Source organism: Acinetobacter sp. 797_lipA, from assembly GCF_058243025.1.
The window spans coordinates 729,364-754,013 of the sequence record NZ_JBZAYQ010000001.1 but is presented as its reverse complement, the minus strand read 5'-3'; the positions used below and the strand labels follow the sequence as shown (position 1 = coordinate 754,013).

The window sequence follows — 24,650 nt, the reverse complement described above, 5'->3', positions numbered from 1 at the left end:
ATGCCCAATATGACACGTGCAGGTTCAAGTTCAGACAATTTGTCTGAACTGGTTTACCAGCAAATAAAAAACGATATTTTTGATTTCAAATTGATGCCGGGTGAACGTTTTACCGAATCCGAAATCGCCTTGAACTATCAGGTCAGCCGCACGCCTGCGCGGCAGGCGCTATATCGATTGCAACAAGAAGGCTATGTAGAGGTGGCATTTCGTAGTGGCTGGACTGTCCGTCCGTTGAACTTGCAATACTACGATGAGCTGTATGAGCTACGCATCATGATTGAGCAGTACGCAATTCGAAAGTTATGCAGCAGTGCATCTCAGCCATCGAAGGAAATGAAACACCTACACAAAATTTGGATGGTTGCACCTGAGCAGTATCTGTCAAGTTTAAAAGCCATGGCGAAAATTGATGAAGATTTTCACTGTGCGTTGGTTCGTGCCATTGGCAATCAAGAAATGATCAAAATTCATCAAGAGGTCAGTGAAAAAATTCGCATTATTCGGCGCCTCGATTTTTCAAAAATGGATCGAATTGAAGCCACCTATGCTGAGCATCAAGCCATTTTGAATTATATAGCACAGCAACAGACGGAGCTTGCCGTTGAAAAGATCAGCGCTCACATTCAACAAAGTCGAGATGAAGTAAAAAAAATTACCTTAGGTATGCTCAGTCAGCATGCTGTTGTGAAAGTAAGTCGCTAAGCACTCGATCAACATTCCACTCTCCAATAAAAAAGGCGCTTCATGCGCCTTTTCTTCAACCTTTGGACTTAAGCAGGAATACGTAGGACTTGGCCTGGAAAAATATCATCTGCATCTTTCAATAGCGGACGGTTGGCCTCAAAAATTTTATTATACTGGTTGGCATCACCATAAAATGCTTTGGAAATTTTCGATAAGTTATCCCCCGATTTAACCGTGTAGAACTTACTTTCAGGTTCAGGGCTAGCCACAGTGAGTTGATCATCGACTTGTGCCACATGGTCAATATTACCGACGGCTAAAACAATCTTTTCTTTATCGGCTTGAGTCTGAACTTGCCCTTTCACGGTCGCCAAATCCGTAGTTGAGTTATAGCTGACTGAAAGTCCCGTCACAGGTAAGCCCAATGCTTTGATATGACCCAATAACTTGTTAGCAATTTCTTGAGCAGATGGCTCTGCTGGTGTGCTTGGTGCAGCTTGAGGCTCGGCTGCTGCTGTGTTTTTCTTACCAATGCCTTTAACAAAATCAAAAAGACCCATGTGTATGCTCCATCTTGTTATATCAGTGTTGTTATAGTAAATGCTCAAAAATGAGACACCCTTTTTTATACCCAAAAAAGACAACAGATTTGGTAGCGAAAAGTCCTTTTAAGGTAAAGCTTTGTAAGTTACCCGAGTAAATAGCAGATTTTAAAGGTGAGTTAGGTGCTTTGCATTTTTTGAAAGGCATAAAAAAGCCACCCAAGTGGGTGGCCTTTCCATTCAGCAAAGCTGAAACAATATGTATTAACCTAGTTTCTTAGAAACGTAGTCAATCGCAGATTGTACAGTTGTGATTTCGTTAGAATCTTCATCTGGGATTGTGATGTCAAAGTCGTTTTCGAAAGACATAACAAGCTCAACAAGGTCTAAAGAGTCAGCACCTAAGTCATCCATGAAAGATGCTTCGTTTTTGATTTCTTCAGCCTTAAGACCAAGTTGTTCTGCAACTGCTTGCTTGATGCGTTGTTCGATATCGCTCACAGGAATTCTCCTCATTGCTTGTGGCGTTTTTAATGCCGTTAGTTTAATTGAATCTTTAAAATTTTGAAAGTTTATCCATCAGCCAATTAGCTCATGTATAGACCACCATTTACATGCATTACCGTACCAGTAATGTAATTTGCTTTGTCTGATGCCAAGAAGCTCACCGCATTTGCAATATCTTGTGGATCACCTAAACGGTTCAAGGCCACTTGATCGCTCATTTTCTTACGGATGTCTTCGCTTAATTGCTCAGTCATTTCTGTTGCAATAAAACCAGGCGCCACTGAGTTTACAGTGATTTGACGGCTGCCCATTTCTTTTGCAAGGCTACGGCTAAATGCTTCAATACCAGCTTTCGCTGCTGAATAGTTGGCCTGACCTGGGTTGGCAAAATGCGCAACCACAGAACTAATATTAATAATTCGTCCAAAACGTGCTTTGGTCATACCCTTTAAAACACGTTTCGACAAACGGTAAACTGCTTTTAAATGGATATTTAAAATGTCATCCCAGTCATCTTCTGACATACGAAGTAACAAATTATCTTTGGTAATCCCAGCATTGTTCACCAAAACCAACACAGGGCCATAGTTTTGTTCAATGTCAATGACAAGCGCATCAATGGCAGCACCATCACGAACATCGAGCACTTTACCTGCACCGTGTTCACCGAAGCTTGCAGCAAGTTTTTCTGCACCTGATTCAGATGTCGCAGTACCCACAACAAAATAACCATCTTGAATAAGTTGCTGAGCGATGGCAGCACCAATCCCTCGACTTGCACCTGTCACGAGTGCAATTTTGCGTTCCTGTGTCATGCAATTTTTCCTTCAGCCACTAAAATGGCATTTAGTGCATCTTCCAAGCGTGATTTACTATCGAGTGGAAATGCTTTTTCAATATTAGGTAGACGTTTTGCCAAGTTTGCCAAAACATTGCCTGGACCACACTCTGCAACATATTGGATCCCTTGATCCTGAATAAACTGCATGGTTTTGGTCCACTGTACAGACTCATATAACTGAGCGGTAAGTGCTTGGCGGACTTGTGCTACATCTGTAGCAATTTCCGCGCCCACATTTTGTATTACAGGTATGCTAGGCAGCTCAATGGCAGTTTGTTCCAAAGCTTGTGCGAACTGTTCTGCAGCAGGCTTCATCAATGAACAATGCGATGGAACAGAAACTGGGAGTGCAATCGCTTTGCCGCTGTTTTCTTTGGCTAAAGCCATCACTGCTTCAACTGCTGCTTTTTCACCAGCAATCACCACTTGACCTTGAGCATTGTAGTTAGCCGCTTCAACTGAACCTTCAGCTTGATTCGAAACTTGTTGGCATAAAGCAACAACTTGCGCATCATCTAAACCTAAGATGGCTGCCATGGCACCCTTACCTTGAGGTACAGCACTTTGCATCAACTTACCACGCAAATTTACCAGCTTGACTGCATCACCTAAGCTTAGGCTTCCTGCTGCAACCAACGCACTGTATTCACCAAGTGAGTGTCCCGCCAAATACTTCGGTGCAACACCACCAAGTTCTAACCATACACGCCACAAAGCAATACTGGCAGTTAACAATACTGGTTGGGTAAATTCAGTTTGGTCTAAACCTTCACCAGATTGTGCAATGTGCCACAAATCGAATCCAACCGCTTTAGAGGCTTCTGCAAATGTTGCTTCAACACTGGCAAATTGTTCTGCCAATTCAGCCAACATGCCAACCTTTTGTGAACCCTGACCGGGAAATACAAAAGCTGTTTTTGTTGCCTGAGCGACTTGATCAAGTTGTTTCGCAGACATAAAAAAGTCCTTTCTTGTCTTTGCTCTCGTTTATGGAGCGAAAATTTAACACTTAATTTAGGTCGATGTAATTGCCAAATACAACAAAAACAGCAGCGATAAAAATTCGACAACAAAAAAAGGGAGCTTTACGCTCCCCTTTTTTCGACTAAGCTTTAAGCTTAATGCTTCGACAATTATTCAGCAGATGCTTTAGCGAATAATTGACGACCACGGTAGATACCATCTTTAGATACGTGGTGACGACGGTGAGTCTCGCCAGTAGCTTGGTCTACAGTTAATGCATTCTCGGTTAAAGCGTCATGTGAACGGCGCATGTCACGGCGAGAGCGACTTTTACGGTTTTGCTGAACGGCCATGATGGCTCCTTACAAATCGAAAAATATGGATCAGAACAAATTCAGTTGTCTTATACGGAAGAGTATAACACAAAAATTAGTTAAGTTTACCCTTCAAACTTGCCAAAACATCAAACGGATTATCCCGCTTTTCTTCAACAAGTTCTTCAACGGCAGGTTGGTGCTTATGTTCACAAGCGTCATGCTTAGCAGACAAAGGCATCAACAATAACAATTCATCTTCTATCAGAGACAGTAAATCAGCCGTCGCAGGCGCATCATAGCTACCTTTCGTCGTTGCTTCACTTTCACCTAAGACGATGAAATCAGCATCCTCATCCAAGCGCTCTATCAGTGACTCATCATCCACTAGAGCTAGATGAAAATCTGAAACGAGTTCAATGTTTACCGTGCCTAAACAGCGCTGGCATTCCATTGGAACGTTCGTTTCAACGTGACCATCTAACCATACAATACGATGATACGCATCCATTGATAGCTTACAGTCTATGTTAATCAATTGATCATCAATTGATCCAACAGCTTCACGGGCTATACGAGCAAAGCGAGACAATGGCAGTGTTCCTGACCATGTAAAGCCTTGTTCGGCCCATTTAAACGGCTCAATCTGTGCCGGAAAGGTATTTGCTGACATAATTAAGGCGGCAATTCTACAAATTCATCAGTACTCTGTCAAAGATTAAGATACAATTTTGTACTTATTTAGACAGACCATTTGGGTAACTTAAGTCATGCATCTGTTGCAGCCGCAAACAGAAGTGAGTATTTCATCACTTGTGAGCACAATTTCAACTGTCGATTCTGACATTTCAAACCGCCAAGTGCAACTCTCGACGTGGGAGAATTTGTGTACAGAAGCAGAACAAGTTGATTGGCTCATCTTACACTTTAATCGTTGGTTTTCCCACCTGAATGTCAACTTGGTTAAAGGTGACTTTGAACCTGAATATTTTCCCGCGATAGACAGCACCCCTGCACGCATCCAATTTGCCCATGGTTTTTTTAATAGCGCCTTGCATGAAATCAGCCATTGGAGCATCGCAGGAGACCAACGCCGTCTACTCCCCGACTTAGGCTACTGGTATGCACCCGATGGTCGTACGGCTGAGCAACAAGCTTTATTTGAGCAGGTTGAAATTAAACCGCAAGCCATTGAATGGTTATTTGCCACAGCTTTTGGTCGGAAGTTCCGTGTTTCCTTAGACAATCTGACTGGTGAAGGTGGTGACGGCAACCGCTTCAAAGACCATGTTTTCGCTCAAGTTCAGGCTTATTTTTCAGGCCAAGCTCAATTACCACGTGATGCGAAACACTTCATTGACTGTATTTGCCTATGTACTCGTGCTGGCAAAACATTACAGAGCGATGAATTTCAAAGAGAAATGCTCGACTAAATTTCACACGATTCACATTTTGGTCATTGAACATCACCGAGATAAAGCGCGATAATGTTGAAAAAACCATCAGGAGATAAAAACGATGCTTCATTTAAGAGTCCATCCTGATAACCCTCAAGCACGCTCCATCAGCCAAGCAGTAGAACGGATTCGTGCAGGCGATGTGGTGGTATACCCGACCGATGCCGCTTATGCCATTGGCTGCCAGATTGGGAATAAAAATGCCATGGAGCGGATTGCTCAAATTCGCGGCCTTGGGGCCAAACATCAATATGCCATCATTTGTGCAGATCTGTCCGATATTGCCACTTATGCCAAAGTGGACAATGCTATGTATCGTTTACTGAAAAACAATACACCAGCCGTGACCACCTTCATTTTGCCTGCAACCAGTGAAGTTCCAAAACGCTTGATGCATCCGAAGAAAAAAACCATTGGTTTACGTATTCCAAGTAACCCTGTGTGCCAAATGTTACTCAAAGAGTTGGGTGAACCACTACTAACCAGTACTTTAATCCTGCCGAATCAGGAAGAACCGCTGGATGATCCCTATGATATAGAAATGCAACTATCAAAACGAATTGATGTGTTTATCGACAGCGGGCTGGGCACATTAAGCACCACCAGTATTGTCGATTTATCAGGTGATCACCCTGAAGTGATTCGCCGTGGGCTTGGCGATGTCAGCGCATTTGAGTGATGCGCTGCATTTATTCGCTAGGGAAACTGAATCTCACATTCTCAATAGATCAACATGACCCTGTTTACGGTTTTGCTCAATCTGAATCAATTTCCCGAGCAACATAGTTTATATGTGCAGCGTCCTTGGACGCTTGAGTCCGAGACCTTGGTGCAAAACCAGACTTCAATGAACTGTATTATCCAGGGAGAGGATCGGTACAGTTATTTCCTCCCGATCGCGACCATCCAGCAATACTTCAAATATCTTGAAGCCAAAAATCTCTGCCTACAATACAGCTGTCAGCGCATCATTGAATTTGCTCTACAAGCACCTGAGTAAATCTTTTCTTTGGCGTCAACTGACATTAACTTGAGCTTCATCTACTCTCTTCACTCTTTCAAACCATTTATAAAATTAAAGCGTTGTCCATCACTACTCTAATCTCAATAAATCTGTATCACCCATCTACCTATCTGCAGCAAATCGATTATTTTTCAAACCACAGGACTAGGTCCTAAGTACATCATGTTCTCTTAAACCCAACCCATTTCTGCAAATTTAGCCACGACATCAGCAGATAAAAAGCATCACACAAATAAATACTCTCTATTTATTTACAGCTTTTTTTGTTATTTGGTCGGTGAAATCATGTATTCACACCGCAATTTGTTTTACACTAAGCCCTATTAAAATTATGTATTTTTTAAATCACCTCTACTTTTTCTCCTAAGTACTGATTCGAAAAAACATAATCATGCCTTTGAAAATTCGCGTGGCCAATAACTGTAATGAATCAATCCGTCCATAATGCCATGGAAGATCTTCCACAAATCCGTGTTATGGATGAGTGGCATGACTCCATCCCCGAGGATTTATATATTCCTCCAGCTGCATTTGAAATTCTTTTAGAGCATTTTGAAGGACCACTCGACTTTCTGATTTACCTGATTCAAAAAAACGGCTTCGACTTATTACAGTTAGATATTGCCCCTATTGCAGCGCAATACCTGTCTTATATGGATGCCATGAAGTCGCTGAACATTGAGCTGACAGCAGACTATATGGTGATGGCCGCGCTATTGGCTGATTTAAAGTCACGTTTGCTGTTGCCCAAAGCACCCAATGCAATCCAAATTGAAAAAGACCCAAAACAAGAGCTGATTGACCGTTTAGAAACTTATCTCCGTATTAAACAAGCGGCTGAACGCTTGGGGCAAATGCCTATATTAGAGCGAGACACCTTCTCAACCAATGTCAGCTTAGGCCAAACTCTAGACAATAATGACGGTCATGATGTGCAACAGCTGCGTGATGCACTGTTCTGCGTGTTTAACCGACCTGAGCCGATTACCCACCAAATTGCACAAGAACCTGTTTTACTTGAAGAGCGCATGGCTTTTATTGAAAGCAAAGTCGCTTCAGGTGAAGTTTTAATTTTTGAATCTTTGCTGCGTCCCATTCAAGGTCGGATGGGCATGGTCGTGACGTTTATGGCCATTTTAGAGTTAACCCGTCAGCAACGTATTCAAATTGTAAGTTCAGGTGTTGAAGCACCGCTTTCGATACAAGGAGTCAAAAAATAATGTTAGAACAAACCGCTCCTGTAACGAACGAAGATAACTTGCATGAAGTACTGATGCAGTTAGAAGCGATTATTTTTGCCAGTGATGCACCTGTTTCACTTGCACGATTGAAAGAATCGTTCCAAAATCAATATAGCAAACAAGATTTACGCCAGTTTTTACAACAACTTGCCATGCTACAGCATGGTCGTTCGATTGAACTGATTGAAACTGCTCAAGGTTTTCGTTTTCAAGTTCGAGCAAAATACCGTCAAATTGTTGCACAAACGTGGCCAGAGCGACCAACTCGTCTCTCGCCATCGCTACTCGAAATGTTGGCCGTGGTTGCCTATCATCAACCCGTCACTCGAGCAGATATAGAACAAATTCGAGGAGTCTCAAATAACAGTCAACTGTTACGAACGTTATTTGATTGGAACTGGATTAAAGAATCTGGTTTTCGTGAACTCCCAGGAAGACCTGCGTTGTTAGTTACGACGCCCCAATTTTTAAATGCATTTGGCCTAAATTCTTTAGGTCAGTTGCCTCCCCTGCAGGATGCCAAGGAAGCTTTTATGGCGCTCGATGCGAATGCACCGAAGTCGTAAATAGGTGAACTGTTGATGATAATTTCTAAGGTTATGCTGTCATGAGTGAAAAGTTGCAAAAGGTACTCGCACGAGTTGGTTTGGGTTCTCGCCGTTATATGGAAGAAGTCATTGCCGCTGGTCGTGTGAGTGTCAACGGCCAAGTTGCCCAAGTAGGCGAACGTATTGAACCAGGTGATGAGCTTCGCATCGATGGTCGTAAAGTATCGTTCCAAATTGAAGATGAAATTCGTCGTCGTGTTCTGATTTACTATAAACCAGAGGGCGAAATTTGTTCACGCAATGACCCTGAGTCACGTCCAACGGTATTTGATCAATTACCTGCAATCGCGAATGATCGCTGGGTGATGGTGGGTCGTCTGGATATTAACTCAACAGGTCTACTGTTGTTCACGAATGATGGCGAACTCGCGAATCGCTTGATGCACCCATCAAATGAAGTTGAACGTGAGTATGCTGTACGTGTTATGGGTGAAGTGACGCCGCAAATTAAAAACAACATGCTCAAAGGCGTGGTGTTGGATGATGGCCCTGCTAAGTTCGAATCATTCTCTGAAATTGGCGGTGAAGGGATTAACCGTTGGTTCCAAGTGGTGGTAAAAGAAGGTCGTAACCGCGAAGTACGCCGTATTTTTGAATCGCAAGGTTTAAAAGTCAGCCGTCTACTCCGTACACGTTATGGCACGGTTATTTTACCACGTGAATTACGTACGGGTCGTTGGATGGAGTTGGACAAAAACGACATCGACAACTTAACCAAAGCGGTTGAGCTAAAGCCACGCCAAGGCACAGGTTTGTACGGCATGGCAAAACGTCGTACTGAACGTATGCAAGAAAAACCAATGGCTGCACGTCGTGGTGGTTTCTTACGTCAACAGCGCCGTGACAATGAAGATGAAGGCCAACAACAAGCGAAGCCAGCCTTCAACCGTGAACGCCGTGAAAATCCAAATGGTCATAGCCAGCGTCGTCAAGACAATGCTCAAACAGGCTATGGTCAACGTGAACAACGTCAAGGCAACACTGGATCTGCACAACGTGAACCACGCCAAAACTCAGGCTATGCACAACGTGACAGCCGTCCAGAGAACTTTGGCAACAAAGGCACCTATGGTCAACGCGACACGCGTGATGAAAATGCGCCACGTAAACCTTTTGGAAATAAAGGCTTTAAGAAGTTTTAATTTTTAAAGTCAAAATTTGAGCCACTTCCGAGTGGCTCTTTTTATATGTGTTTACACTGCACAATAAGCCCTCTTTCTGTTCTAGATCAGAAAAAACCGCAAGCTCCTCATAAAAAAACGCCCAACTTATTAAGCGTTTTTATTCCCCCGCCAACAGCAGCCCATTCATGCCACACTTTGCGGAATAGCACTAAGTAAGCGTTTGGTATATTCATGCTGTGGAGACTGGTACAAATCATCTGAATTGGCTATTTCCACCAAATCACCATGGTTCATCACCATGATTTGATCTGAAATATATTTCACCACTGATAAATCATGTGAAATAAAGATATAACTCAGTCCAAATTCATCCTGTAAATCTTGCAGCAAATTCAGTACTTGGGCTTGTACCGAAACATCCAACGCTGAAACAGACTCATCACAAATCAAAATTTCAGGTTTTAAAGTTAGGCAGCGCGCAATCGCAATACGTTGACGCTGTCCGCCTGAAAACTCATGTGGATAACGATAAAAAGCCTGTGCAGGTAAGCTCACGCGTTCTAACAAGTCCAAAGCCATCTGTTTACGTTCAACATCATTCGCGCCGATCCTATGCACCTGCATCGGTTCCATCAAAATCTGCCCAACAGTAAAGCGTGGATTCAGTGATGCATAGGGATTTTGGAAAATAATTTGAATCTTGCGTTGATACTGAGCAAACTCTTTTTCTGTCATCGACAGCAAATCGCGTCCTTGAAACAAAGCTTTACCACCTGTTGCCTCCTGTAACCGCATGAGTAACAACCCAATCGTGGTTTTCCCCGAACCAGACTCACCCACCAAGCCCAAAGTCTTGCCTTTTGCCAGTTGAAAACTCACGCCTTTGACCGCTTGAAACTCCTCTTTGCCAAATAATCCTTTACGACTATAAAATGACTTTTTAAGGTCACGCACATCTAAAATGATCTCTTCTTGGCCAGTTAAGCCGCGAGATCTTTGTTGAAGTGACTCGACATCGATGGTATGCGTTTCAATATAGTCATCATCCTTTTGCTGCATGAAATCACTGATCATGGGCAAACGCATGGGACGTTTGGACAATTGTGGACGGCAGTGTAACAATGCTTTGGTATAGACATCTTGAGGACGTTCAAGCACATCTTTAACCCTGCCTTGTTCACGAATTTGACCATGCCGCATCACGATCACCTGATCTGCAATTTCCCCGACCAAAGCCAAATCATGGGTAATAAACAGCATCGACATTTGATGCTTCTTCCGCAACGACTCCAGCAAATTTAAAATTTGCTTTTGAATGGTGACATCCAGCGCTGTCGTCGGTTCATCGGCAATCAATAGTTTGGGTTTACACGCAATTGCCATAGCAATCATGACGCGCTGCTGCTGCCCACCCGACAATTGCCCCGGATATGCATCGATCTTGGTTTCAGGAGATGGAATTCCAACTTCTATCAATAGTTCCAAAGCACGTGCACGCGCCTGCTTACGACTCATGCCCAAATGTAACTGCAAAATTTCTGCAATTTGTGAACCCACCGTAAACACAGGATTTAAGGATGACATCGGTTCCTGAAAAATCATGGCAATATCTTTGCCGCACTTTTTCCGCATTTCACGGCGAGGTAAGTCGAGTAGGTTTTTCCCCTCAAACAGAATTTTACTGTCCAAAGCAATTTGACTACTTTCAGTAGGTAACAGCCCCATGGTCGCTAGCGATGTGACCGACTTCCCACTCCCGGACTCCCCAACCAATGCCACAGTGGTATTCACTGGAATACTAAAACTGATGCCTTTGACCGTTTCAATGTACTGCTTTTCTTCATTTCTAAAGCTGACACGCAAGTTTTCCACCTGAAGTAAGGCTGGCGCTGTCATATGATTGAGTTCAGACATTCTCATGCTCCTATTTCAGTTTCGGGTCTAATGCATCTCGCAATGCATCGGTAAACATTGAAAATGCAGTAACCAATACCGCCATCGCCACAGAAGCGGCCGCTAACTGCCACCACTTACCTAAAATCAACTCACTTTGCGCTTCATTCAACATGCTGCCCCATGACACCACACCGACAGGAACACCAAAACCAAGGAAGCTCAAAATTACTTCTGACTTAATAAAAGCCACCACTAGAATTGACATTTGAACCAGTGCAATATGGCTGACATTCGGAAATATATGCACAAAAATACGTCGACTATGACTCACTCCAATTGCCTTTGCCGCCAGCACATATTCCCGCGATGTATGCTTCATATATTCGGCACGAATTAAACGATATACCCCTGTCCATCCTGTTAAACCCAAAATCAAAACAATCGATAAAACGCCTTTTTGTTGCAGTACCGCAGCAATCGCTAAAACCAAGAGCAAATAAGGAATCGAAGTGAAAATGTTATAAAACCAGTTCAAGACATCATCGACCCAGCCACCAAAGTAGCCCGAAATTGCACCTAGAACGGTACCAATCACCACAGCAAGAAAAGCTGCGACTAAGCCAACAATAATTGATGTTTCTGCACCTTTAATGGTTTTCAGTAAAACACTTTGTCCCCATTTGTCGGCACCTAAAATCAGGCTTTGCTTGAGTTCCGCTTGTTGATCTAGTAAATGACCATCCAGCGCTTGGTCAATCGCTTTCATATCTTCGGCTAAAGGATCAACAACCCCATAATAATCAATTGCACCACCCACACCCTGTTCAGCAGCAATTTCTGCATTGAGCTCACGAATGACATCTTTTAAAGGATCAACAGGGTTTTCAGGCACAGCCGCTTCGACTTTTTGTGCTTCACTTTGCCTAGTCGGTATCGCTGCTGCACCGATAAACGTAGGTGGTGCATAACTCACCGCGACTTCTTTATTCCAGTCTTTTACAATCAATCCTGTAGATGACAAAATTAACAGCACCAAATAAAAAAGTACGATTAGGAGAGAAAACATGGCGATTCGATCGCGTTTTAAGCGGCGCATGGCGAGTTGCCATAGTCCTGTAGACGCTGTTGTAGGTTCAGCAGTATCTGGTTTTCTTTTAGTAAGAACACTGAGCATAATTCACCTACTTCAACTGTACACGTGGATCGACCCATTTATAAATCAAATCGGCAATCAAGTTGAAAAACATCGTTGCGAGGGCAACGTACACGGTAATGGCTTTAATTACGGGAAAATCACTACGCTCTACCGCAATAATTACTTCACGACCAATGCCCGGGATACCAAAGAAACGCTCAATCAAAAATGCACCAATCAACAAAGCAGGTAAACTTGCCATCACGTCTGTAATAATCGGGATTGAGGCATTACGTAGCACATGCACGCCTAAAATGCGCCGTTCACCAATCCCTTTGGCACGTGCAGTACGAACATAGTCTTGATTGACTTCATCCAAAACAAAACTACGATACAACCGTAAAGTCGGGGCAATACTGACCACTAACATGATCAGAATGGGCAATAAAGCATATTTAAACAGGTTCTCACTAAAGCTATCGCTCCAGCCTTGTACTGGAAACCAGCTCAGCTGATAGGCAAAGACATACTGAAAAACAATGATATACACCAAGATACTGATCGACATGCCAATCGTACACAGCATCATCACCATACGATCCGTTAAACTGCCACGCACCGCTGCCACCGCCAAAGCCAAAATAATAGAAATAATGGTTTGTAAGATCGTCAGCGGAATGAGCAAAGTCAGCGAGGGTCCGAGTCGTGTCGTGATGATTTGCGATACTGACTCCCCTGTACTCCAACTCAGCCCATAATCAAAAGTCAGAATCTGCTTAATGAAAATCCACAGTTGCACATAATAGGGCTGATCGACCCCAAGCTGCTGTCGGATATTTTCAATCTGTTCAGGGTTCGACATTTTCCCTGCCAAAATATAAGCAGGATCACCACCAACCCAGTTAAACAAGAAGAAAATCAGCAGCACCACTCCAAGCATGGTCGGGATCATTTGCCAAATTCGACGAATAATATATGCCAGCATAAAAATGCCCCTTATTTCACCCGTTGACCGGTAATTTCATCGAAAAAGGCTTTGTTATCAGGTTCACGACCCAAAAAGTCTTTGACCAATGCTTTGGCAGGTTTTTGACCACCTTGGGACAAAATCGTTTGACGATAGTGTTGTCCCACTTCAGGATTATTTAAGTTATCACCAAAGGCTGAGAGCATGTCCAACGCCATCACTTCTGACCACATATAGCCGTAATAACCGACTTGATAACCGCCCATGATGTGACCAAACTGCCCCGGAAACTCGGTGGTTGGAACATAACCCAAGGCCGTTTCGCCTTCCATTTTTTCCCAAACCTTTAAGGGCTGAACCTCTCGTGCATCACTACCATGTAGCGCCATGTCATACTGTGCATACAACGTCTGACGTGCATAATGTAAACCGCGTCCATAGCTATGCACGGCATTGAGTTTGGCAATCAGCGCATCATCCACGCGTGGGCAGTCAGGTTTACAGTAGTCTGCCACCTTTGACAAAGTCTCTTTGCGTCGCGCCCATTCTTCATACATTTGTGACGGTGCTTCGACAAAGTCCCGCTCAACTGAAGTTCCTGACTGAGATGAAAAACGTGTGTTAGATAAAATGCCATGCAGCGCATGACCAAACTCATGTACAAAGGTTTCAAGTTCATCGCTATTTAAACCATTGCGGTTAAAGTTAGTCACCAGTGCTGAAATCGGTTTACGTCCAGTTAGGCTACTGCCGCCATAAACACCCCACACAGCAGCATGTCCATATTTACCTTTACGTGGAAATTTATCCATATATAAGCCGCCGAGCAGTTGCCCTGTTTTGGCATCGGTCACATCATAATATTCCACTTCATCTTGCCAAACCTCGACTTTGGCAGGCTTAAACTTGATGCCATACAGGTTTTCAGAAATGGCAAATAGCCAGTCTTGAGAGGCTTGCGTTGGGAAGTATTGACGTAGCTGTTCTTGGTCGACCTGATACTTGGCTTTGCGTAATTTTTCACTCCAATATGCTTCGCTCCAACGCTCAATACTGGCTTGCTCAACAGGAATATTTAAACTTTGCGCTTTAAACTCACGTAGAGTTTGAACTTCCTTTTTCTCTAGGGGCGCCACGGTAGCATGTACCTCTGCCAAGAATTTATTCACGGTTTCAGGGGTTTTCGCCATCCGACTTTGTAGTACCCACTCCGCATAACTGGACTTGCCAAACAGTTGTGCTAACTCATAACGTAAGTCCATGGCTTGCTTCAACAGCGCCAGATTTTTCTCGCCACCACGTCGGGTAAATGCAATTTGATAACGCTTACGTGCATCATCGTTATCTGCCAACTCCATAAAAGGACGATAATCTGGATACTCAAAGCCGAGTAGATAATTACCCTTGTCACTTCTCTTTAAGCCATCGATATAACTTTGTGGCAGGCCTTTTAGCTCATCAGGGCTAAATTCGAGTTTTTCAGGATTATCACGGACATTACGCGCATACTCTTGTTCAATTTTTGCCAGTTCATCAAAAATCGCTTTTAAGCGTGCTTGTTTATCTGCTGAAAGCTGTATCCCTGTTTTTTCAAAACCCTCCAAAATATCTTCACGGAACTTGGCTTCAATTGGATCAGCAATTTTTATTTTCTTAATTTGTTGATATAGCTTTGGATTCTGATAAACATCAGTTTGGAATTGGCTAATTTTAATTTCACAGTCTTCAGCCGCTTTACGCAGTGCTTCATCAGGGTCAACATTGCTATACAGAGCAATCGGGCCATAAAAATCTTCAAATGATGCAAAAATACGATCCCATTCAGCCAATACAGGCGCTGCTGCCGTTTCGTTTTTAAGGGGCTTATTTTCAAACGTTTTAAGTTGCTTTTTCACATCCGCAATTTTGGCATTACACATTGCAGGGATGTCTTTAGCTTGAAAGCTGGGTAATGTTTGGCGCTGTGCTGTTTCCGCCAAAGCCATCTGACTCATCCCTAGGCCCAACATGCACAATGCAGTGAATTTAAAATGTTGCTTTTTCATCATGACTCCAGTTTTGTTTAATTTCTATTTCTTCAAATCAATATCGATATACATCCACTCTGCGGGCAGTATGGGATGCTTTTTAAAACCAATTACCCGCGGTTGCGCCAAGATATTGCGATAACGCGCGCCAATTACCTGTACAGGCATATACACTTCCAGCAGGCGTGACATTTTGGCGTAGATTGCATCGCGCTCTGGACTCGGGGTCATCTTCTGAGCTTGTTCATATAGGCGGTCATATTCAGGAATTTTGGCGCAGCCATTGTTGGTGATCTTGATGTTTTTGCCATAAAACAGCTGCATAAAGTTATCTGCATCTGGGTAGTCTGCAATCCATGCTGATGCTTTAAACATGGTTTTACATTGTTTTTCTAATTTCAAAGCCTCAGCAAAAGGCATCGACTTGGTGGTCATTCTGATTTTGATACTGTCTAAAGTTTTCTTCCAAAACTCGGCCTGTTGTTGACTGCGTAAATTATTGCCCGAAAGCGTCATCTCAATCACCAAAGGTTTCCCATTCGGCTGAGTACGCCAACCATCCGCAGCTAATTTATAGTGATAACGATCTAACAATAAATTTGCCGCTTTGACTGAGTAAGGAATACTGCTTCGATAATTGGGGTCGTAGCCCACCACACCACTTGGAATCGGTGCTTGCAGTTTTTGCGAATCGCCTTTTTGTAAAATATTGATGTAGTTATCGGCTGAAAATGCCATCGCCATGGCACGGCGCAGGGCAATTTTATCTTTACTTAAGCCGCCGACTATTGGGTTTTGCATATTCCAATAATGATAGTCAATCGAAGGATCGGTGATCCGTGACAGCTGTACGCCTTTCTTGATCAGTTCCGGTTTTAGTTTTCCATCTTGCAAGGCTTGAACCGTCAACTCACCATCCAAAGCAAATAGATCGACTTCATCTTTAATAAAGGACAACCAGCGTGATTGTCCTTCTTCCATCACCTGAATATCAATCTCGCCAATTTGCGGCATTTTTTTGCCTTGCATGGCTTTGACGATCTTTTGGTCCTCAGGCGTACTGGCTTTAAAGTTCCAAACAAAACTTCGGAAATCAGGATTGGCCTTTAAAATAATCCGCGAACCCGGCGTCCAACGACTGAGCATATATGGCCCAGTGCCTATTGGATGCCCCATCACAAAACCCGCTTTGTCACGATATTTTTCGATGACTTCCCGTGCAACTGCACCTGCAGGCTGATGCGCAAGCAACATTGGAAAGTTCTGATCTGGGCTGGTCAGGCGAATGACCAAGGTATAACGATCTGGTGTTTGCAAACCAGCGACAGATTGGTCGTAATTAAATTTCCCCGTTTTCTGCGCCTGTTTCAGCAAAGCCTCCATCCCTAAGATTCGCCCATCGAGCAGCCAACTGTTGGGTGAACGCAAACTCGGATCCAGTAAACGCTTAAAGGTATACACATAATCAGCCGAGGTCAGCTCACGCTTTTTACCTTTAAACACTGGGTCAACAGCAAAATAAATCCCCTTTTGCAAACGAATGGTGTAGGTCAATCCATCCGCACTCACCTCGGGTAAAGCCTCAGCTGTTCGTGGCACCAATTTCGCAGGTGAGGCCAAATAATCGTAGGTAAACAACGTTTCAAAAATCGAACCATTGACATGGGCCGAGTACAAGTCATGCACGCCCGCAGGGTCAAAGCCTGTTTCAGCCACAGGAAAAACATAACGTAAAACTTTTTTCGGGTCGGCAGGGCTTTGCGCAAAACTGGAAACTGAACTACTCAGCAGAATGCTGCCTGCCAAAATTCCCAAACCCCATCGTTTCAATTTCTGATTTAGATCTCTCATTATGTTCTACATCTCAATTATTTTTTTATGGGCTGAATATCCAAATACTGCCAATTGGTATTCATCATCGGATGTGCTTTAAAACCCTGAACTTGTGGATGTAACAACCAATTTCGAACACGACTGTTATGAATAATCCATGGGTTATCGGCCTCAATTTGACGACTGAGTTTTTCATAAAATGGCAAACGCTGAGGCGGTGGGAGTGCCATTGCTTGTGTATAAAGTGCATCATAGGCTTTGGACTGATAGCAACTGAGATTGCCCTGAGCCGAATTGGGCCCATACAGCAGCTGGGCAAAGTTTTCCCCTTCAGGATAGTCTGCAATCCAAGCCCCGCCCCAAATCATGTATTTACATTGCATCGCTGCTTTTAAATTGTCAGCAAAGTTACTCACCACAAAGTCGGCACGCAGACCAATCGCATCTAAATTTTTCTTCCACAGTTCAGACTGAATCACGGAACTGGAACTGTTTTCAGTCATAAACTTAAGCGTTAGAGGCTGACCATTCGGTAGCCGACGGTAACCATCTCCCCCCTTTTTATAACCGAAACGATCCAGTAATTTATTCGCCAAGAGAGGGTTATAGGCCACGCTACTCCGATAATTCGGATTAAAGCCTTGTACCCCCTCAGGCACCAACATCTCCGACTTCACCGCCTGTCCTTTATACAGTTGTTTAATGGCTTCTGCTTGGTTATAAGCCAGACTAATCGCACGTCTTAATGCAACTTTTTCAAGCCCAAAACCGCCCACTGTAGGATCTTGCATATTAAACATGGTATAGGTGATTTCAGCGTCTTGATTGGGGAAATGTTGAATACCCTGCTTGACCAGTTCAGGTTTGAGTTGATTACCATTTAAAGCCTGTGGTACCGCATTGGAAGTCAGTTTGTCAAAGTCGAGTTGTCCCGATTTGAACGCGAGCCAGCGAGACTGTTCTTCTTCAATAATACTGACGCTGACTTTGCCAATTTGCGGCATTTTTTTGCCTTGCATTTCTTTGACCAGACGATTATCCCAACTTGAACCTGTAGATTTAAAGTTCCATGTAAAACCACGATATTTCGGGTTGGCCACCAGTTCAATACGACTCCGCGGTACATATTTGCTCAGTTGATAAGGCCCTGTCCCCACTGGATGCTGCGCGATTCGGTCCCCATAAAACTCCACCACTTCCCGCGCTGTTCCGCTAAATGTGGCATAAGCTAAGATATACGGGAAATTATAGTCAGGACGAGTTAATGTGATTTGTAGTGTGTATTTATCGAGGGCTTTTAAACCCGGAATCGCGGCATCATAATTAAACTGGCCTGTTTTCTTGGCTTGAGCAACAGCAGCATCGCCACCGACAATTTTGCCCTCAATAAATGAATAGGTCGGTGAGCGGTTTTTCGGATCCATAATCCGCATCATGGAATAAATATAATCCTGCGCCACCAACTCTCGCGACTTGCCTTTGAAGGCAGTGTCATCGCTAAAATAAATATTGGGCTGAATTTTAAAGGTATAGACTTTGCCCTCTTGTTCTATTTTTGGCATCGACACTGCTGTGTTTGGAACCAATTGAGCGGGGCGTGCCAAATAATCGTATTTTAAAAGCGGTTCAAAAATGGCTTGGGCAATACTGCCACTATAAAAATTATAGGTTTTAACCGTATCAAAACCATCATCAGGCGCTTCATAAGCGATATTTAATACTTTGTTTGGATCTGCAGGCGACTTTGCATAGGCAGAAAAGCCAAAACCCATCGCAAGGGATAAAGCAGCAAGCTTCAGTTTTTTTGAATTCAAGTTCATACCTATACACATCTTTTTTTTAAGCAAGGTGATCTCATGCCATCCATGTTCAATGTCAGTGTTTTATTTTTCAGACAACACTGACAAAGACTTAAAACATAAACCCATGTTTTATAAATTAAATTTTAATTATCAAAATTTAAAAAACGGTCATGGGCAAATATTCACCTCAGCAACAAAGCGAATATCATGCCACGCCTATTTTTTTATCATTCTAATTTAACATTTTGTAAGAAAAATATATGGATATTAATTAGTTATAAATGAGAGTCTCAACTCACATCGAAACATTTTGCCAATTAGTAGCTATTTTTAAATATTCAGTTTAAATAAACTATTGCACAGATTTAATACACCAATGATTCAAATTCGAACATTACGAGAAAAACAAAAAAACAAAAAAAACATCACAAACATTTATTTATTAAAGATAAATATTAATATTTCAGTATAATTACAAATAAGATTTTGTATTAAAAATTCAAAAAATAACGACTCATTTTTGATCACTTATTATATGAATAATCTTTTTATGATTATTTTTTAATCGATTTATAAGTAATTTTTTGCCATTTTAATTTTTTAAATTCTAGAAAAATGAAAAAAAGTTACATAAATCCATACAAATAATAAAATAAAACAATATTTTCCAATAACTTAATTCACAGTCTTTTGTCTATCCCTGAAAGTTGGCATTTGCCTTGCACTCCATCAGCACAGCAATACCGCTAAATATAGAAAAAGAAGGGTTGAATTTACGATGCAAAAAAACAAACTTGTTCGATCTATGGGGACCCCAACCATCAGCAAATCAATACTTAAACTAAGTACCCTGACTTTAAGTATGATGTGTTTGTCTTTAGCTCATGCAGAAGAAACCGAAAGCTCAGTCTCAGCAGAACCAACTAAAAAAGTTGCTAAAGTGACTGTCACTGGCTCCTCTATCAAAGGAGTTGCAGCTCAAAGTTCTTCACCCATTACGGTCATTAAAGTCGATGAAATTCTCAAACAAGGCGTTACTACCACTGAAGAAGCTTTATCTAAAATCACTGCCAACCAATCAAACTTTGTAACCGCTTCAAATGTTGGTACAAGCAGGACACAGGGTTCATCAGCAAATTTAAGAGGATTAGGTGCAAATAAAACATTGGTTTTACTCAATGGTCGGCGTTTAGCAGCGAATGCTTATGATAGTGGTGTCACAAACTTAAATATCATTCCACTTGCTATGCTTGATCGCATTGAGGTTTTAAGGGACGGTGCTTCTGCTGTCTACGGAACAGATGCCATTGGAGGCGTAGTCAACTTTATTACCAAAAAACAGTTCAATGGCTTAAATTTTAGTGCCGACTATCAAAAGCCTGAAGAAAAAGGTGGAGAACAACAAAGTTTTTCAATTTTTGGAGGCTTTGGTGATTTAGAAGAAAATGGTTTTAATGCTTTTGGGGTAATTGATTATCGTCGCGGCGAAGATATCATGGCGCAAGATCGTAAAGCCAGCCGTCGCGGTGGTGTCTTACCCGAGTTAGGGGTTAATAGAACCAGTAGCGGATCATTTCCAGCTAATTTATATGATACAGCAACGGGTACATTTGGTAACCCTTATGCAAAAACAGGTTGCGGTAATAGCCCTCTCGTCTTCAGTAATGATGGTGTAACTTGTCGTTATAACAGTCAGGCTGTTATTGGTATCATCCCTCAAACAGAAGACATATCTGTAATGGGGCGTATCACTACAAAAATTAATGATAATTTTAATGCAATTGGTGAGTACGTCTACGCGCGAAGTGAAGTCACGACATCAGTTGCTCCAGACGTGTTCTTTGACTTACCCATGAATCCATCTAGTAAATATTATCCTGGCAAAGGAATTACGCCTGCAATGGATAATGTCAGTGGCCCTCTTGAGTTATATCTTCGTTCTCAAGCTGGTAACCGAGTTAGTAGTAGTGTGAATGATTCACATCGTATATTTGCAGGTCTAGAAGGGGATGCATATGGCTGGGATATTAACACTGGCATAACCTATGCCCGTAGCAACGCAGCCGATAATATTTTAAGCGGTTATCTCAATTATGATAAAACAGCTGCGGCATTATTGAATGGCACACTCAATCCCTTTGGTGCACAAAGCGAGGTAGATGGCAATGTATGGAGTGATTTAAGTGTTACAGGGCAATATTTAGATGCCAAATTAGATTCAACCACTGTCGACTTTACCGCAAGCCGCCCAATTTATACTTTACCAGCAGGTGACGTAGGATTTGCTATCGGCGCAAGCTATCGCCGTGATGATTGGCAATCAAAAACGCTTGCAGAAATTGCAAGTGTTGCCCCAAGCACAGGCGTAGATCCCACAGAACCTGTCAATGAAGGTTCGCGCAATATTAAAGCTGTTTTCACTGAATTACACATTCCTTTGCATAAAACTTTAGAGGCTCAACTTGCAGCCCGATACGATGATTACAGCGATTTTGGTGACGCATTCAATCCAAAATTTTCTCTTCGTTGGGAACCACTTAAACAATTAATGTTCCGAACAAGCTATACAAAAGGATTTAGAGCACCAACCTTACAAGAAATGTATTCACCAAAATCGGTAACTAATACAGCAGCAACTTACAATGACCCTGTACTTTGCCCTGGAGGCGTACCTGCGACAGGATCGCTACCAGCACGTGATTGCGGTATGCAGTTTGATCGTCAGAATGGTGGTAATAAAGACCTTGAACCAGAAAAGTCTGATTCATTTACTGCTGGCATCGTCTTTGAACCTATTAAAAATCTTGTATTTACCTTAGATTATTTCGATATCAAAGTGAAGAATCAAATCACAACTATTTCTGAGACGGCCATTTTTGCTGACCCAGTAAAATATGCGGATAAATTTATCCGCAATGCTGATGGTTCTCTCAACTATATCAATACAACGAATCAAAACTTAGGTGGTATTAAAACTTCTGGTTTTGATGCAGGTATCGCTTGGCGTTCTCCAATGACAACTACTGGACAGTTTGGAGCGAGTATTGATGGCACTTATGTAACAGATTACCAATACCAAGAAAACAAAGGTATGCCTTGGATTGGCGTAGCAGGTAGTTACGCTGGCTTAGATTATCAAGCAATTGTTTTACGCTGGAAACATACCGCCAATTTAGACTGGCGCTATGAAAATTGGGCAATAAACTTACAACAAAATTTCTCTAAAGGCTACACAGATCAAAACTCAGGCGGCCAAGACCATAAAGTAAGCGATTACATAACCTACAACTTATCTGGTACTTATAAAGGTTTTAAAAATTTAGAGCTCACCATGGGGCTCAAGAATATGTTTGATGCTGAACCACCAGCGTCAAATGTACTAGATAACTTCCAAATGGGATACGACCCACGTTATGCAGATGCAGTAGGACGTACCTACTTCGCTCGTGGTACCTATAAATTCTAATACATCCTTACCACTACAACATGGTTTTCCCTCTGTTGTAGTGACTCAAATTAACTCTTTAATTTAGAAGATTATTATTATTTTGATCAAAATTTAGCAACTTCATTTCTAGAGTTATGTACGGATCAAAGATTACATTTTAGGAGTAACTATGGGCACTACATTTGAAGATTTAGAAAAAAACTCCGCCAAAAAACTCACAGGTATTGGCGTTGTGATTTTCTTACATGTTCTTGTTGGCTTGGTGCTAATGGCGGGCTTGGCAAAAGATATTGTCAAACCCTCAACCGAACCTGTGGAATTGGTCATTCTGCAAGATATCAAGCCGCCTGAGCCTGAACCACCTAAAGAAGTTCCACCAGAGCCACCAAAAATGGTGGAAAAAGTAGCGCAGCAGCCTGACCCTAAACCTGTAGAAAAAGTAGTCCCAGTGCAAAAAACAGTTGCTACACCCGTCACTAAACCGACGATAAGCACGCCGACGCCAGTTGCATCATCGCCTTCTCCAAGCCCATCTCCAACCCCAACACCGACTGCCGCTGCTCCATCACCTGCACCCAAACCCACAGGTGTTACACGTGGAGTCTCGGAAGGTGAAGCTGGTTGTAAAGCTCCAAGCTATCCACGCGAAGCAGAGATGAGTGGCATTTCTGGCACCGTACTGATTTCGGTCTTTGTCGATACCAATGGTAAGGCGCAAGAAGTCAAAGTGAAACGCTCAACAGGTGACCGTACTTTAGACCGAGCAGCAACGAAAGCGTATAGCTTGTGCACATTTAAACCTGCAATGAAAGATGGCGTAGCTCAAAGCGCTTGGTTCGACATCCCATACGAATTTGTTCTCGAATAATTGAAAAAGATCAGCCGACATTAGGAGTTACACAATGCAAAAATTAAAAAACTTTACCGCAGCAAGCCTACTTGGAATAAGCACATTACTTCCTCTACAAGCTGTTTTTGCAGAGGAAACCGCTGCGCCCACTACAGCACTGACTACACCAGTCACCACGACTGAAAAAGCAGCAACACCTGTTCCCCCACCCTTAGCTGAAAAAGCACCTACTGCTTCAGAAAAAGTACATAACCCTTATGGCTTAGAAGCAATGTGGAAAGAAGGTGATCTGGTGTCTAAAGTGACGCTGTTTATTTTGGTGATTATGTCGATTGGGACATGGTACATCATCATCACCAAGTGCTTACAGCAAGGCAAAATTCGCAAACAAGGCCAACATGCCGATAAAAACTTTTGGGAAGCAACCTCTCTCGATACTGCAACTGAAGGTTTAGATGATGCCAGTGTGTATCGCTTTATTGCTGAAAAAGGCATTAAGTCGACAAAAAATCATGGTGGAACATTATTAGAACGGATCGACTTTAATACTTGGGTCACTATCTCGATTCAACGTGCTATCGACAAAATTCACAGCCATTTAAGTGGTGGGCTGGCTTTTCTAGCAACTGTAGGTTCAACCGCACCTTTCGTGGGTTTATTCGGTACCGTTTGGGGAATTTACCATGCGTTAACCGCGATTGGGGTATCGGGTCAAGCATCTATTGATAAAGTCGCAGGCCCTGTGGGTGAAGCCTTAATTATGACTGCAATTGGTTTAGCCGTGGCTGTTCCAGCAGTGCTTGGTTACAACTGGTTAACCCGCCGGAATAAAGCCGTGATGGAAGAAGTCCGTACCTTTGGTTCAGACCTGCATGCGGTGCTGTTAAGTGGTGAAATCAGCACCAACAATCCTGTTAACCGTGACATGAAATAAGAACATGAGGAATCAGCCATGGGAATGACGGTAAATTCAAATGACAGCGATGATGATGTAATCGGAACCATTAATACCACACCATTGGTTGATATTATGTTGGTTTTACTGATTATTTTTCTCATTACAGTGCCTGTTGCAGTTCATACCGTACCAGTCAATTTGCCTGAAGAAAAGAATGTGCCTTATGAAACCAAACCTGAAAATATTCAACTTGCAGTCAATAAAAATGGCGATATTTTCTGGAATGAAAGTTACATTGCCGATAAAGCCACCTTACTGGCACGACTCCAAACAGAGGCACAAAAGAGACCTCAGCCCGATGTCCACATTCGTGGTGACCAACTCACCCCCTATGATGCGATTGACCAAGTCATTACCACCACGCAGCAAGCGGGCATTGGCAAAATTGCCTTTGTCACCACACCGCCCTCTTCACCTTAATCAAAG

22 protein-coding genes and 1 pseudogene are annotated in these 24,650 nt (G+C 42.6%); 11 read left to right on the top strand and 12 right to left on the bottom strand.

The features are described 5' to 3' along the window. Entirely contained in the window at positions 1-705 is a 705-nt protein-coding gene (locus AC4CU2_RS03665; RefSeq protein ID WP_490768279.1) for a GntR family transcriptional regulator, read from the top strand. Positions 706-773: 68 nt separating this feature from the next. On the opposite strand, the gene lysM is transcribed toward AC4CU2_RS03665, so the two are convergent. The 6 genes from lysM to AC4CU2_RS03635 form a co-directional block, all read right to left on the bottom strand. Continuing rightward, entirely contained in the window at positions 774-1,247 is a 474-nt protein-coding gene (lysM, locus tag AC4CU2_RS03660) for a peptidoglycan-binding protein LysM (protein WP_004982938.1), read from the bottom strand. A gap of 246 nt (positions 1,248-1,493) precedes the next feature. Continuing rightward, the gene (gene acpP / locus AC4CU2_RS03655; RefSeq protein WP_004695351.1) at positions 1,494-1,730 is read right to left on the bottom strand and encodes an acyl carrier protein; all 237 of its coding nucleotides are present in this window, start codon (positions 1,728-1,730) and stop codon (positions 1,494-1,496) included. Between the two features lie 86 nt (positions 1,731-1,816). Then, a complete protein-coding gene (fabG, locus tag AC4CU2_RS03650) occupies positions 1,817-2,551 on the bottom strand; it encodes a 3-oxoacyl-ACP reductase FabG (protein ID WP_490768278.1) in 735 nt (244 codons plus the stop codon). Beyond that, entirely contained in the window at positions 2,548-3,534 is a 987-nt protein-coding gene (gene fabD / locus AC4CU2_RS03645; protein WP_279679278.1) for an ACP S-malonyltransferase, read from the bottom strand. Before fabD ends, fabG begins: the two co-directional genes overlap by 4 nt. Positions 3,535-3,710: 176 nt before the next feature. After that, entirely contained in the window at positions 3,711-3,893 is a 183-nt protein-coding gene (rpmF, locus tag AC4CU2_RS03640; RefSeq protein ID WP_004279227.1) for a 50S ribosomal protein L32, read from the bottom strand. 76 nt (positions 3,894-3,969) lie between these two features. Then, positions 3,970-4,527: a YceD family protein gene (locus AC4CU2_RS03635; RefSeq protein ID WP_004982945.1), complete on the bottom strand. Its 558-nt coding sequence runs from the start codon at positions 4,525-4,527 to the stop codon at positions 3,970-3,972. Between the two features lie 97 nt (positions 4,528-4,624). On the opposite strand from AC4CU2_RS03635, the gene AC4CU2_RS03630 reads away from it, so the two are divergent. The 6 genes and pseudogenes from AC4CU2_RS03630 to rluB form a co-directional block, all read left to right on the top strand. Beyond that, positions 4,625-5,287, top strand: a complete 663-nt coding sequence (locus AC4CU2_RS03630) for an elongation factor P hydroxylase (RefSeq protein ID WP_058870158.1) — start codon at positions 4,625-4,627, stop codon at positions 5,285-5,287. Between the two features lie 85 nt (positions 5,288-5,372). Beyond that, the gene (locus AC4CU2_RS03625) at positions 5,373-5,990 is read left to right on the top strand and encodes an L-threonylcarbamoyladenylate synthase (RefSeq protein WP_004695345.1); all 618 of its coding nucleotides are present in this window, start codon (positions 5,373-5,375) and stop codon (positions 5,988-5,990) included. A 54-nt stretch (positions 5,991-6,044) separates the two neighbouring features. Further along, positions 6,045-6,311, top strand: a complete 267-nt coding sequence (locus AC4CU2_RS03620; protein ID WP_490768277.1) for a hypothetical protein — start codon at positions 6,045-6,047, stop codon at positions 6,309-6,311. A 449-nt stretch (positions 6,312-6,760) separates the two neighbouring features. Further along, positions 6,761-7,555 carry a segregation and condensation protein A gene (locus AC4CU2_RS03615; RefSeq protein ID WP_279677629.1) on the top strand — a complete coding sequence of 265 codons (795 nt, stop codon included), beginning with the start codon at positions 6,761-6,763 and terminating at the stop codon, positions 7,553-7,555. Beyond that, positions 7,555-8,142, top strand: coding sequence for an SMC-Scp complex subunit ScpB (gene scpB, locus AC4CU2_RS03610; RefSeq protein ID WP_010327370.1), 588 nt, complete (start codon positions 7,555-7,557; stop codon positions 8,140-8,142). Before AC4CU2_RS03615 ends, scpB begins: the two co-directional genes overlap by 1 nt. 41 nt (positions 8,143-8,183) lie before the next feature. Further along, positions 8,184-9,074: pseudogene (gene rluB / locus AC4CU2_RS03605) on the top strand (23S rRNA pseudouridine(2605) synthase RluB); the annotation flags it as partial. Positions 9,075-9,491: 417 nt separating this feature from the next. Here the strand turns inward: rluB and AC4CU2_RS03600 are convergent. The 6 genes from AC4CU2_RS03600 to AC4CU2_RS03575 are packed head-to-tail and all read right to left on the bottom strand — an operon-like array spanning position 9,492 to position 18,992. Then, positions 9,492-11,222 carry an ABC transporter ATP-binding protein gene (locus tag AC4CU2_RS03600; protein WP_490768276.1) on the bottom strand — a complete coding sequence of 577 codons (1,731 nt, stop codon included), beginning with the start codon at positions 11,220-11,222 and terminating at the stop codon, positions 9,492-9,494. 10 nt (positions 11,223-11,232) lie between these two features. Continuing rightward, positions 11,233-12,378 carry an ABC transporter permease gene (locus AC4CU2_RS03595; protein ID WP_490768275.1) on the bottom strand — a complete coding sequence of 382 codons (1,146 nt, stop codon included), beginning with the start codon at positions 12,376-12,378 and terminating at the stop codon, positions 11,233-11,235. Positions 12,379-12,385: 7 nt separating this feature from the next. Next, entirely contained in the window at positions 12,386-13,324 is a 939-nt protein-coding gene (locus AC4CU2_RS03590; RefSeq protein WP_114392736.1) for an ABC transporter permease, read from the bottom strand. Positions 13,325-13,335: 11 nt separating this feature from the next. Then, positions 13,336-15,351, bottom strand: a complete 2,016-nt coding sequence (locus tag AC4CU2_RS03585) for a M3 family metallopeptidase (protein ID WP_490768274.1) — start codon at positions 15,349-15,351, stop codon at positions 13,336-13,338. A gap of 24 nt (positions 15,352-15,375) precedes the next feature. Beyond that, a complete protein-coding gene (locus AC4CU2_RS03580) occupies positions 15,376-17,184 on the bottom strand; it encodes an ABC transporter substrate-binding protein (protein WP_490768273.1) in 1,809 nt (602 codons plus the stop codon). Positions 17,185-17,201: 17 nt separating this feature from the next. After that, a complete protein-coding gene (locus tag AC4CU2_RS03575) occupies positions 17,202-18,992 on the bottom strand; it encodes an ABC transporter substrate-binding protein (protein ID WP_490769203.1) in 1,791 nt (596 codons plus the stop codon). A 754-nt stretch (positions 18,993-19,746) separates the two neighbouring features. Here AC4CU2_RS03575 and AC4CU2_RS03570 point away from each other — a divergent pair. From AC4CU2_RS03570 to AC4CU2_RS03555, 4 genes are all read left to right on the top strand, one after another. Beyond that, positions 19,747-22,434, top strand: a complete 2,688-nt coding sequence (locus AC4CU2_RS03570; RefSeq protein ID WP_205667663.1) for a TonB-dependent receptor — start codon at positions 19,747-19,749, stop codon at positions 22,432-22,434. A gap of 151 nt (positions 22,435-22,585) precedes the next feature. Next, positions 22,586-23,284 (top strand): energy transducer TonB, encoded by a 699-nt coding sequence (locus AC4CU2_RS03565; RefSeq protein ID WP_004695319.1) that lies wholly within the window; start codon positions 22,586-22,588, stop codon positions 23,282-23,284. Positions 23,285-23,318: 34 nt separating this feature from the next. After that, positions 23,319-24,200, top strand: a complete 882-nt coding sequence (locus tag AC4CU2_RS03560) for a MotA/TolQ/ExbB proton channel family protein (protein ID WP_205667662.1) — start codon at positions 23,319-23,321, stop codon at positions 24,198-24,200. An 18-nt stretch (positions 24,201-24,218) separates the two neighbouring features. Beyond that, a complete protein-coding gene (locus AC4CU2_RS03555) occupies positions 24,219-24,644 on the top strand; it encodes an ExbD/TolR family protein (protein WP_078389253.1) in 426 nt (141 codons plus the stop codon). The last annotated feature ends 6 nt before the right edge of the window (positions 24,645-24,650 follow it).